The sequence below is a fragment of the Flavobacterium sp. PLA-1-15 genome, from assembly GCF_049060005.1.
Taxonomy (GTDB): Bacteria; Bacteroidota; Bacteroidia; order Flavobacteriales; family Flavobacteriaceae; genus Flavobacterium.
In genome coordinates, this window is sequence record NZ_JBMGQS010000010.1 from 45,906 (window position 1) to 58,632 (window position 12,727).

Genomic DNA, 12,727 nt, shown 5'->3' on the forward strand with positions numbered 1-12,727 from the left:
GATATGATAAAAATAATAATAAGATATTGTACTGTAATGGCATTGTTGCTGTTTTCTTTTAAAGGAAATGCACAACAAGATCCTCAATTTACACAATACATGTATAATATGAGTATCATTAACCCCGGTTATGCTACGGATTCTGGGGATATGAATTTTGGAGCTCTGTATAGGGCTCAATGGGTCGGTTCAGAAGGCGGTCCTTCAACCGGAACTTTTTTTGCGCATACACCTTTAGCAAAAAAAGTCGAAGCCGGTCTGTCGGTAGTTCATGATCAAATTGGAGATGTAGTAAAAGAAACGAGCGTATATGCCGATTTTGCTTATGTCTTAAACGTAAATGAAAAAAGTAAGATTTCATTCGGTATCAAAGCAGGGGCCACTTTTTTCAGCACTAATTTTAATGGTTTTGTCTATTCCGATGACTTGCCAGATCCCGCTTTTGCCAATAATACAAGCAAGGTCTTTCCCAATATTGGAGTCGGAACTTTTTATTTTGGAGAAAACTACTACGTAGGATTGTCAAGCCCAAATTTGCTAACAACTACACATTTGGAGCGTCAGCAGGGCATCGTAAGGACAGGTGTTGAAGCTGTTCATTATTTTATTACCGGAGGATATGTATTTAATTTGAATGAGAATCTAAAATACAAGCCTGCATTTATGGCAAGGGCAGTTTCGGGAGGAGTTCCAATGGCATTTGATATCACTTCAAATTTCTTAATCAACAATAAGTTAGAACTTGGAGTTGGATACCGAGTGGATGACGCTGTAAGTGGATTGATTAATTTTAGAATTTCTCCAGTACTGAGGGTTGGCTATGCCTATGATCACATTTTGTCAAACCTTGGTCGATTCAGTTCTGGATCACATGAAATTATGGTATTATTTGATATCAGTAAAAACAAGGACAAAAAAGACGATAATAAAGGCTACGACAAATCTCCTCGATTCTTCTAAAACATTGATAATGAAAAGAAATACCTATCTATTATTACTTGTTCTTATCAGTCAAATGCTTTTGGCTCAGAAAAATAATATCAAAAAAGCAGACAAGCTTTTTGCAGACAAAGCCTATGTAGAAGCAGCCAAAATATATGAAAAATTAGGTTTGGGACAGCATGTACTACAGAATTTGGGAGATTGCTACTATTTTAATAACGAAATGAATTTTGCCGAGAAGCCTTATGCAAATTTAATCTCTACCTATAAAGATAGTGTAAAACCAGAGTATTATTTCCGATATGCACACGTCTTGAACGGAATTAACAATAGCGAAAGGGCAGATCTGATGATGTCTAAATACCGTGGATTTACAGTAGATACAAAAAAATTCAAGGAACATCTCAACAGTATCGTACCTTACAATTATTCGGTTAAAAAATTATCCAAAAACTCCGATGGCGATTTTGGTATTTCTATCTATGAGGATAAGATCATTTTTGCCTCTCTGCGAAGCGCTACCAGTCCTAAATACCATTGGAACGGAAAACCTTATCTGGACCTTTTTGAAGCGACCATTTCAAAAGATGGTATGCTTGAAAATATCAAACCTTTACCAAAAGAAATCAATACTGCAACACACGAAAGCTCAGCTGTTTTCACCAAAGATAAAAAAACAATGTACTTTAACAGAACCAGCGATAAGCGTGTTGAGGTAGGCGGTGAGGTCTTTGCATCAGTGAAAATTTTTAGGGCAGAATTAGTGAATGATGTGTGGACAAATGTCATCGAAATGCCTTTTTCGAGTGATCAATATTCGACACAGCACCCAGCTTTGAGCCCGGATGAAAAAAGAATATATTTTTCGAGTGACAAGCCCGATTCCCTAGGTTCTTTTGATATTTATTATGTAGATATAAAAGACGATGGAACTTATGGAGAGCCTGTAAACATAGGCAACAATGTCAACACCGAGCATCGTGAGCAGTTTCCTTTTATTGCTGATGACAATACTTTGTATTTTGCCTCTGATGGCCACCAAGGTATGGGAGGTTTGGATATATTCATGGCGCGTGCTTATGACGATGTATATGCAAAGCCTGTAAATCTTGGCGAAACAATAAATACGGGAAGAGATGATTTTTCGTATGTTCTAAAAGATGCAGACAGCTTAGGTTATTTTTCATCCAATCGAGATGGAGGAGATGATTTGTTTGCTTTTGAACGAAGTGTAAATCCAAGGCGTTTTACAATTGAAGGTGATGTGCGCGACAAGAACACCAAGGAATTACTTCCTGGAACTGTTGTGAAACTGTATGATGAAGAAGACAAGCTCATTGTTCAAATAGTAGTAGGGAAAGATGCCGATTATGTGTTTAATTCTGAGCCTAACAAGAAATATAAGATTGTGGCCGAAAGAGATTTCTATGCTTCAAAAACAATAAATTTCGAAACAAAAGACGATGGTCAGATTCGTTTCAATATCGAACTGGAAATAGAGTCCTACGAAGATTCCGAAGAAATTATTGTCAAAAAGGATGATGGATTGGTTTATATAGAACTAGAAAACATTTATTTTGATTTTAATAAATGGGATATAAAGCCTGAAGCCGCCAGTACCTTGACGGTTTTGGTTGATATTATGAAAAAATATCCACGTATGGAAATTGAACTGGGCGCGCATACAGATTCCCGTGCTTCAGATGTTTATAATTTAAGATTGTCTCATAATAGAGCCAGTGCAGCTTTGGAATTTCTTGTAGAAAATGGCATACAACGATCAAGGGTCAAATCCAAAGGTTATGGCGAAAGAGTACAACTCATAAAGTGCGGTGACGACTGTACCGAGACAGAACACTCCATCAACCGTAGGTGCGAATTCATTATCTTAAAATAAGGACTATTCAGAATTTCCAATAGCAAAGACATTGGAAGACCCACGTAAATAGCTTAATTTAGCCAAAAATTATCTTATGCATTCCATTTATCAATACCAGGATTTTATTTCTACCTATTTAGAGGATCAAGCCCAAAAGAGAGAACCTAGAAATCTTTACGAGCCTATAGAATACATTCTTTCGCTAGGAGGAAAACGTATCCGTCCGGTTTTGACCTTGATGACTGCAGAAATTTTTGGAACAAATTATAAGGAAGCTTTGCCGGCTGCTTTGGCTGTAGAAGTTTTTCATAATTTTTCACTGGTACACGACGATATTATGGACGATGCCCCTTTAAGAAGAGGGAAAGAAACTGTTCACGAAAAATGGAACCTCAATACGGGAATCCTTTCTGGTGATGCAATGCTGATACTGGCCTACCAATATTTTGAACGCTATGAGCCGGAAGTTTTCCGGGATTTGGCAAAACTCTTTAGCAAAACTGCCATCGAAGTTTGCGAAGGACAGCAATGGGATGTCGATTTTGAGAATCGTGAGGACGTAACCATTCCCGAATATTTGAAAATGATTGAATACAAGACCGCTGTTTTAGTCGCTGCAGCCATGAAAATGGGTGCCATAATTGCCGAAACTTCTGAAGAAAACTGTAAGCTGATATATGATTTCGGACTCAATTTAGGTCTGGCCTTTCAATTACAGGACGATTATTTAGATGCCTTTGGAGATCCGGAAACCTTCGGAAAACAGGTAGGCGGTGATATCATCGAAAACAAAAAAACCTATCTCTACCTCAAAGCGCAGGAATTTGCCAATGCAGAACAAAAAGAAGAATTGATGCATTTGTTTTCCATCCATCCAGCGGACAATACAGAGAAAATCAATTCGGTAAAACAAATTTTCAATGCCACTGATGCTTCTGAAGTTACCCAAAAAGCCATACAGGAATTTACACTTAAAGCCTTTGAAACACTCCAAAAAATAAACATCGACAACGAGAAAAAGGAAATTCTTAAATCGTTTGGAGAGAACTTAATGGGAAGAAAAGTTTAATATTGAAGACGATTTCATTAGCAGATAAAATATTCAAGAACGACAATCCGAGCATCAGAAACCAACAGTTTTTTGCTTGGGGCTTTTTGCCGTTTACCATTTTGGCTTTGTGGATCGATTCGGTTGTCTTTCATCAGCATTACTTTGACGGAAGATTGCTAACCAATTTCATGGGCATCACCTATTTTTTGTCATTCTTCTATTGTGCCGATGCACACCTGCGGAAATTGATGTTCGTAATGGTACCGCTTTCGTATCTGGGCGAAATTATTTTCTGCAAAGGTTTGGATTTTTATGCTTATCGTACAGAAGCCATTCCGCTCTATGTTCCTTTTGGACATGCCATTGTATATGCCTCGGGCTATATTTTTGCACATACAAATTGGGCTGTTGCAAAGGATAATATGCTTAAAAAGTTTTTTGCAATTGGATTTGCACTACTATTCTTGGGAGTAGGGTTTTTTAGGAATGATATGTTTTCAGTAGTATTTGGTGTTTTCTTCTTTTTACTTCTAAAGCGAAAAAGATGGCAGAACCTGTATTATTTCATTGCACTCTGCGTGATTTATATCGAATTGCTCGGTACTTATTTTCAATGTTGGATCTGGGTTCCGAAAACCTTCAACACGATTCCAACCGCCAATCCGCCAATGGGAGCCGTATTTTTTTATGCCGGTGGCGATGTATTGCTGGCTAAAATAGTGCAACTTTGGGAAAAAAGAAAAGCAAATCAAATACCTTTGTAAGATGAGTTTCATTGCGCCAAAATCAACCGATTTGCTACTTTCCGAAGCCGAAAGCGAAAACCTGTATCCGAAACTGATTGAACAAATCAACAAGGATTTCAATTTGGCAAACGAAGCCATCGATTTTCCTGCAAGTACCTCTCCAAATGAATTGAAGATTCAGTTGCACGAGAAAATCTATCGTTTGATTCAATACAAATTTGCCGAATATCTTAATCTTCTTTACATCATTGACGTTCCCGAAGACCAGATAAAACAATTGGATGGCTCGGATTTGGTGGATTTATCCGAACAGGTTTCTTTTTTGATTTTAAAAAGGGAATGGATGAAAGTCTGGTTTAGAAATAGATTCTAACAAACGGCATAAACGCATCATTATAAACATTCCTGTCCTCATCATGCAAGACATTATAACGAACGCCAATTGTTATATTTTCTGCCCGATAACCCGCTCCTAAAAACAAAGCAGTATTCCAAAAATTTTCCTTGAATTCATTATCATAAGTAAGGTTCACGCGAACCTGCTCCAATTCTGCCGAAAGCTGAATCTCATTTATTGGATTGAATAAGCCAATCACGCTGGCACCATAAATATACGATTCAAAAAAATTCCTAGATTTTACATAACTTCCCTGTAATCCCAATCCAGCTGAGAAATATTCATTGAAATCGTATACCGCACTTGGAGCAACCATAATATCGGTGTATCCAGAACCAATTCCCAGTCCTAATCCGCCTCCAAAACGAACCCTGCTCCAAAAATCGCCTTGGTCCAAAGGATTGTTTTGAGCATAAGCAAATGATGAAAACAAGGTAAAAATAACAATACCTCCAATTTTTGTCAATTTGTTCAGATGATATGATTTCATGGCTCAATTTTATGATAAGTTTAAGTCATAAATGTATAAAATAATTACTACATTGTTCCAATTATCGTACTTTTGCAAAAATATTTTTAACAAATTAGGACATTCAACAAATATTATGGATAGGTTTTCCTTTTTAAACGCAGCTCACACAGAGTTTTTCGCCGAATTATACGACCAATATCTAGAGAATCCTGACAGCGTAGAGCCAAGCTGGAGAAGTTTCTTTCAAGGATTCGATTTTGGTACCGCAACCTATAACGATGAAAGTCCCGCAGTGCAAATCGCGACGGCTGTCGCTGAAGGTCAGGATTGTTCAATCGTTTCGGACAAACTTCAAAAAGAGTTCAATGTTTTAAAATTGATCGACGCATACAGAACCCGTGGGCACTTGTTTACCAAGACAAATCCTGTTCGCGACAGAAGAACTTACAGTCCAAATTTAGATTTAGAAAACTTCGGTCTTTCGCAAGCTGATTTGAACGTGGTTTTCGATGCCGCAAAAGCTATAAAAATCGCACCTTGTACGTTGCAGGAAATCCTAGGCCACTTGGATAAGATCTACTGCCAATCCATCGGTGTTGAATATATGTACATCCGTAAACCTGAAGTAATCCAATGGATCCAGGACAAAATCGGGTACAACGATAACATCCCAAAATTTTCTGCAGAAGAAAAAAAGAACATTCTTGGAAAACTCAACGAAGCCGTTTCTTTCGAGAACTTCTTGCATACCAAATACGTAGGTCAGAAACGTTTCTCATTAGAAGGTGGAGAGTCATTGATTCCTGGTCTTGACGCCTTGATTGATGCCGCTGCCGAAAAAGGAGTGGAGCAATTCGTGATGGGTATGGCACACCGTGGTCGTTTGAACGTTTTGGCAAACATCTTTGGAAAAAATACCCAGGACATCTTCTCTGAATTTGACGGAAAAGACTACGACGACGATGCCCTTTTTGATGGTGACGTAAAATACCACTTGGGATTAACATCTGACAGAAAAACCAAATCAGGAAAAAGCATCAACATTAACCTTGCACCAAACCCTTCCCACTTGGAAACAGTTGGAGCGGTTATCGAGGGAATCACACGTGCTAAACAGGATCGTTACTACCCAGAAGATGCTTCAAAAGTATTGCCAATCGCATTGCACGGAGATGCTGCTGTTGCTGGACAAGGTATCGTTTACGAGATTGTTCAAATGGCGCAGTTGGACGGTTACAAGACAGGAGGAACAATCCATATCGTAATCAACAACCAAGTTGGATTTACGACGAACTACCTTGACGCTCGTTCATCAACGTATTGTACAGACATCGCAAAAGTAACGTTATCGCCAGTTTTACACGTTAATGCTGATGATACAGAGGCTGTTGTTCACGCCATGCTTTTTGCTTTGGACTACAGAATGCAATTTGGTAGCGATGTATTTATCGATTTATTAGGATACAGAAAATATGGGCACAACGAAGGTGATGAGCCACGTTTTACCCAGCCAAAATTATACAAGCTTCTAGCGAAACATAAAAACCCAAGAGACATTTATGCTGAGAAATTATTGGCAGACGGTATCATTGACGGAGGTTATGTAAAAGGCTTGGAAGAAAAATACAAAGCAGTTCTAGAAGAAAATCTGGAAGCTTCCCGCAAGAAAGACTTGACGGTGATCACACCGTTTATGCAAAACGAATGGGAAGGTTTTTATCAGGCAGATGCTTCAGAAATGCTCCGAAAAGTAGATACAACATTCCCAAAAGAAGGTTTGACGGAAATTGCAAAAGTAATTACCGAATTGCCATCGGATAAAAAATTCATCAGCAAGATCCAGAAATTGATCAACGACAGGAAGACAATGTTTTTCGAAACTGATAAATTGGATTGGGCTATGGCCGAATTATTGGCGTACGGTTCCTTAACTGTTGAAGGTTATGATGTTCGTATTTCAGGTCAGGATGTTGAGAGAGGAACCTTCTCGCACCGTCACGCTGTTGTAAAAGTAGAAGATTCTGAAGAAGAAGTAATCCTATTGCAGCAATTGAAGGACCAAAAAGGTAAATTCAATGTATTCAATTCCTTGCTTTCAGAATATGGAGTGGTAGGGTTTGATTACGGTTATGCCTTGGCAAGCCCAAAAACATTGACCATCTGGGAAGCACAATTTGGAGATTTTTCTAACGGAGCTCAAATTATGTTGGACCAATACATCTCTGCCGCAGAAGACAAATGGAACAACCAAAACGGTTTGGTAATGCTATTGCCACACGGTTACGAAGGACAAGGAGCGGAGCACTCTTCAGCTAGAATGGAGCGTTACCTGCAAATGTGTGCCAACGAAAACATGTATGTTGCAGATTGTACTACACCAGCCAACTTCTTCCACTTGTTGAGAAGACAAATGAAAACAACGTTCAGAAAGCCTCTTATCGTGTTTACACCGAAGAGTTTGTTGCGTCATCCATTGGTGGTTTCATCAGTAGATGAATTTGCAAACGGAACGTTCCAAGAGACAATAGACGACAACACGGTTGATAAAGAAGCGGTTAAAACATTGGTGTTCTGTACAGGTAAGTTCTATTATGATTTATTGGCAGAAAGAGAAACAAACGGTAGAACGGATGTTGCCTTGGTAAGAATCGAGCAGTTGTTCCCATTGCCGGTGGAGCAATTGAAAGCAATCATTGCTTCTTACCCGAATGCAGATGATTTCGTTTGGGCTCAGGAAGAACCAAGAAATATGGGGGCTTACAGCTTTATGTTGATGAATTTCGACTTGGTTAAGTTGAGAGTTGCTTCATTAAAGGCTTATAGCGCACCAGCGGCAGGAAGTTATGCACGTTCTAAGAAACGTCATGCTGCGGCAATTGCAATGGTTTTTGATAAGGATCTTTTTAATTAAAGATTTAAAACTAAAAACCGTAATTTTGAACAGATAAACAATACAATAAAAACACCATAAAATTATATACAGATGATTTTAGAAATGAAAGTTCCTTCACCAGGAGAGTCCATCACAGAAGTTGAAATCGCAACTTGGTTAGTAAAAGATGGCGATTATGTAGAAAAAGACCAGGCAATTGCAGAAGTTGATTCTGACAAGGCAACCTTGGAATTGCCAGCTGAAGCAAGCGGAATCATTACGCTAAAAGCAGAAGAAGGCGATGCTGTAAAAGTTGGCCAAGTAGTGTGTCATATCGATACGGATGCTGCCAAGCCAGCAGGTGACGCTCCAGCAAAAGAAGAAAAGAAAGAAGAAGCTCCTAAGGCTGAAGCGCCAAAAGCAGAAGAGAAAAAGGCAGAAGCTCCTAAAGCGGCTCCAGCACCAACTTCTTATGCTTCTGGAACACCATCTCCGGCGGCTAGAAAAATCCTTGACGAAAAAGGAATTGCAGCCACTGAGGTAAAAGGAACTGGAAAAGACGGTAGAGTAACAAAAGACGATGCTGTAAATGCAGTGCCTTCTATGGGAACTCCAACAGGAGGAAACCGTGGTTCAAACCGTACGAAATTATCAATGTTGCGTAGAAAAGTAGCAGAGCGTTTAGTAGCGGCTAAAAACGAAACGGCAATGTTGACTACTTTCAATGAAGTAAACATGACGCCAATCAACAACGTGCGTAATGAATATAAAGATGCATTCAAGGCAAAACACGGTGGTGTGAGCTTGGGTTATATGTCTTTCTTCACGAAAGCGGTAACAAGAGCGTTGGAATTGTTCCCAGATGTAAACTCTATGATCGACGGGAATGAGAAAATCTCTTATGATTTTGCTGATATTTCTATCGCAGTTTCAGGTCCTAAAGGATTGATGGTTCCTGTGGTGAGAAACGCTGAGAACCTTACTTTTAGAGGTGTTGAAGCTGAAATCAAACGTTTGGCTCTAAAAGCTAGAGACGGACAAATTACGGTTGATGATATGACAGGTGGAACATTTACCATTACAAACGGTGGTGTTTTCGGAAGCATGCTTTCTACGCCAATCATCAACCCTCCACAGTCTGGAATCTTGGGAATGCACAACATCATCGAGCGTCCGATTGCCGTGAACGGTAAAGTGGAAATTCACCCAATGATGTATGTGGCACTTTCTTATGACCACAGAATCATCGACGGTCGTGAATCAGTTGGTTTCCTTGTGGCTGTAAAAGAGGCATTGGAAAACCCAGTTGAATTGCTGATGAATGGAGATGCCAAAAAAGCATTGGAACTATAAGCAAACTTAAGTTTTTACAATTTGAAAATCCCAAATTCGATTAGAATTTGGGATTTTTTTTCGTTAAAAGTATTTCATTTTATTTGCTATTTTTACGGCACCCATTATAAAAAAGAAATGTGCCCCATCATCAAAAAAATCACTTTACTATTCGTTTTCCTTTTTGCCCTAAACGTCAATTCTCAGGAAAAGAAATTAGATTCTTTAAAGAACATACTCCAAACAAAAATACCTGATACAACTAAATTACAAGTTCTTGCCAATATTGTAAATAGCGTTGAAAGTACCTCAAAGGAATACAGCCTTTATAATGATCAATTCAAAGAGATAGCAGAAAACCTATTAAAGCAAAAAAATCTAGATGAAGCTTCCAGGCTCAATGCTGTTTCCGCTATCGGACAGCATTATGTTCAGAAAGGATTTCAGGTACAATACAACGATTATATTTCGGCAATAAAGTACTTGAATATGAGTTTGCCTTATTTTGAGGCAAAAAAACATCGAATTTATAAGGCTTCGGTGCTGATAAGTTTAGGTGTGTTGTATAATAAAATAGGCAGTGCAGAAACAGCAACAGCCAATAATTTCAAAGCCTTGCGCATTTTTGAGGAAGAGAAACATCCTTCAGGGATTTCTTATGCTACCCAAACCATCGCTAATTTATATAACGATCAAAAAAAATACAAAGAGGCACTTAAATTCTACCTTAAAACGTATGATATTTATTTTAAAAATGAGGATTTACTGCTTCAGGATAACATTCAAAAAGTATTGCTTTTTAAAAATATAAGTAAATGTTATCAAGAACTCAAAGACTGTAAATTGTCGGAGTCCTATCTGTTAAAAGCTTTAAAGCTGGCTAAAGAAATTAATGATTTCGATTCTATTTCTGAGGCTTATTATGAGATGGGACAGTTTGAAATTGTGTGTAATGCAAACTATAATAAAGCATTAGGCTATCTTCAAAACTCTTATTCAGCATCTGAAAAGCTGGAGAAACAGGCCAAAAGTCAAATTTCGATTGGAAAAGTGTACATCAAGTTGAATGCTTTTGATAAGGCTGAAATCCATTTGTTAAAAGGTTTAGAGAACGGAAAAAAGATCAAGAATTTAAAATTTCAAAAAGAAGCCACAGATTATCTGGTTGATTTATACAAGGCCAAAAAACAATACGATAAGGCTTTTGAAATGAAGGAGCTAAACACGTTAATTAAAGACAGTATCAAGGCCGACTTGAACAAGGAAACACTCCTCAAGAAACAGCTCCAATATGATTATGAAAATAAGGAAAAACTCAATAAATTACTTCAGGAGAAGAAAATTGATGCCTTAAAGTTGCAGGCTCAGCAGAAAGAGGCAACCCAGAATAATTTGCTCATTGGACTTTCAGGAGCATTGATGCTAGTGTTGTTTGGGGGATATTTTTATTACCGAAACAACAAACAAAAACAAGCCATTGATACTTTGGAGAAAAACCAAATTAAACAAAAACTGCTCATCAGCCAGATGAATCCACATTTTATATTCAACTCAATACAAAACATCAGGGCATTGATTAACAACCATCAAAACAATGAAGCAGTGGATTATTTGGACCGATTTTCTAGACTAACAAGACAGATTCTCGAAAACTCAAATGAAAATTATATTTCCTTAGCAGAAGAGGTTGAAATGCTTGAAAATTATCTTTCCATTCAACAGCTTTTATATGATAATAAATTCAGCTACAACATTAATGTAGAGGAAGGAATTGACCAAGAATCGATATTCTTGCCTCCAATGCTTGCCCAGCCTTTTATAGAAAACGGTATCAAACACGGCTTGAGCAACAAGTTAGAAAATGGGAAAATAAACGTTCATTTTTACTTAAAAAATGATCAACTGTTTTTTGAGGTTATGGATAACGGAAAGGGATTTGACACCGATAAAAAAGTATCCCAACACAAATCATTGGCAATGAACATTATCAAAGAACGCTTGGTTACCTATATGAAAAACAAAGATTTTGAGGTGCAAACCGAAAACCTAATCCATCCGGATGGTACTATCGCAGGAGCAAAAGTTGTTTTTGAAATTCCTTATATTTATGAAAACTAACCAGCCATGCTAAGAGCCATTGTTATTGACGACATCGAAAAAATCAGGAAAGAGAATATAGCTATAATCAAATCTTCTTGTCCTACCGTTTCAATTATTGGTCAAGCAGATTCTGTTGATTCGGGAATAAAATTAATCAGACAGCTTGACCCTGATTTGGTTTTTCTTGACGTTGAAATGCCTGATGGAACCGGTTTTGATTTATTACAAAAGCTTGGTCCAATTTCTTTTAAAGTCATTTTTATTACGGGTTATGAAGACTTTGCCATCAGAGCCTTTCGTTTTTCGGCAATTGATTATTTGTTGAAACCATTAGACAGAAAAGAATTGGCAGAAGCCGTGAAGAAAGCTGAAGATGCCTTGAGCAAAGAAGTTTTCGATATGAAACTCCACAATTTATTTGCAAATCTGGAGCGTCCAAAAAACCTGCAAAAACTGATTCTAAAAACAGCAGATAAAATTTATTCCATCAATATTCAAGACATCGTCAACTGCGAATCGGATAAAAATTATACTACGTTTTATTTTATCAATGCTCCGTCTCTTGTAGTTTCTACCAATTTGAAAGAATATGAAACACTGTTGACGCCGCATAATTTTTTTAGAACCCATAAATCACACTTGATCAACTTGGCTTTTTTTGATCATTTTATAAAATCAGAAGGAGGCAACACGATTGTGATGAAAAATAAAACTTCCATTCCACTGTCGGTTCGAAAAAAAGAAGAATTCTTGGTACTGCTAGATAATATTTAAGCATTTATGAAATACGGTTGTATAGCATTTCACAACGTTAGTTGTTCATTTGGTTACGTTAGTTCATTGCTCAAAATTATCTTTTTTGATTGTTTTAGTATTGTATTGCGATTTCTAGAGAATCAAATATTAACATTTTCATTACTGATTTGCTATTTGTAA

At 37.6% G+C, this 12,727-nt stretch carries 10 protein-coding genes; 9 read left to right on the forward strand and 1 reads right to left on the reverse strand.

All coding sequences use genetic code 11. The annotated features are described in order from the left end of the window. Nucleotides 1-3 precede the first annotated feature (3 nt). The 5 genes from ACI6PS_RS08180 (at nt 4) to ACI6PS_RS08200 (ending at nt 4,991) form a co-directional block, all read left to right on the forward strand. Nucleotides 4-960 carry a type IX secretion system membrane protein PorP/SprF gene (locus ACI6PS_RS08180; RefSeq protein ID WP_421012067.1) on the forward strand — a complete coding sequence of 319 codons (957 nt, stop codon included), beginning with the start codon at nt 4-6 and terminating at the stop codon, nt 958-960. A gap of 10 nt (nt 961-970) precedes the next feature. Beyond that, entirely contained in the window at nt 971-2,839 is a 1,869-nt protein-coding gene (locus ACI6PS_RS08185; protein WP_421012068.1) for an OmpA family protein, read from the forward strand. A 76-nt stretch (nt 2,840-2,915) separates the two neighbouring features. After that, nucleotides 2,916-3,890 carry a polyprenyl synthetase family protein gene (locus tag ACI6PS_RS08190; RefSeq protein ID WP_421012069.1) on the forward strand — a complete coding sequence of 325 codons (975 nt, stop codon included), beginning with the start codon at nt 2,916-2,918 and terminating at the stop codon, nt 3,888-3,890. Between the two features lie 2 nt (nt 3,891-3,892). Beyond that, nucleotides 3,893-4,636: a hypothetical protein gene (locus ACI6PS_RS08195; protein WP_421012070.1), complete on the forward strand. Its 744-nt coding sequence runs from the start codon at nt 3,893-3,895 to the stop codon at nt 4,634-4,636. A gap of 1 nt (nt 4,637) precedes the next feature. Continuing rightward, nucleotides 4,638-4,991 carry a hypothetical protein gene (locus tag ACI6PS_RS08200; RefSeq protein ID WP_421012071.1) on the forward strand — a complete coding sequence of 118 codons (354 nt, stop codon included), beginning with the start codon at nt 4,638-4,640 and terminating at the stop codon, nt 4,989-4,991. On the opposite strand, the gene ACI6PS_RS08205 is transcribed toward ACI6PS_RS08200, so the two are convergent. Then, nucleotides 4,975-5,505 (reverse strand): hypothetical protein, encoded by a 531-nt coding sequence (locus tag ACI6PS_RS08205; protein ID WP_421012072.1) that lies wholly within the window; start codon nt 5,503-5,505, stop codon nt 4,975-4,977. The two genes, ACI6PS_RS08200 and ACI6PS_RS08205, sit on opposite strands and share 17 nt — an antisense overlap. A gap of 115 nt (nt 5,506-5,620) precedes the next feature. Here ACI6PS_RS08205 and ACI6PS_RS08210 point away from each other — a divergent pair, with 115 nt between their 5' ends. The 4 genes from ACI6PS_RS08210 (at nt 5,621) to ACI6PS_RS08225 (ending at nt 12,565) form a co-directional block, all read left to right on the forward strand. Continuing rightward, entirely contained in the window at nt 5,621-8,398 is a 2,778-nt protein-coding gene (locus ACI6PS_RS08210; protein ID WP_421012073.1) for a 2-oxoglutarate dehydrogenase E1 component, read from the forward strand. A gap of 72 nt (nt 8,399-8,470) precedes the next feature. Continuing rightward, on the forward strand, nt 8,471-9,712 hold the full coding sequence (gene odhB / locus ACI6PS_RS08215) for a 2-oxoglutarate dehydrogenase complex dihydrolipoyllysine-residue succinyltransferase (protein WP_421012074.1): 1,242 nt from the start codon (nt 8,471-8,473) through the stop codon (nt 9,710-9,712). Between the two features lie 117 nt (nt 9,713-9,829). After that, nucleotides 9,830-11,809, forward strand: a complete 1,980-nt coding sequence (locus tag ACI6PS_RS08220; protein WP_421012075.1) for a tetratricopeptide repeat-containing sensor histidine kinase — start codon at nt 9,830-9,832, stop codon at nt 11,807-11,809. Between the two features lie 6 nt (nt 11,810-11,815). Continuing rightward, nucleotides 11,816-12,565, forward strand: a complete 750-nt coding sequence (locus tag ACI6PS_RS08225) for a LytR/AlgR family response regulator transcription factor (protein WP_421012076.1) — start codon at nt 11,816-11,818, stop codon at nt 12,563-12,565. Nucleotides 12,566-12,727: the final 162 nt, after the last annotated feature.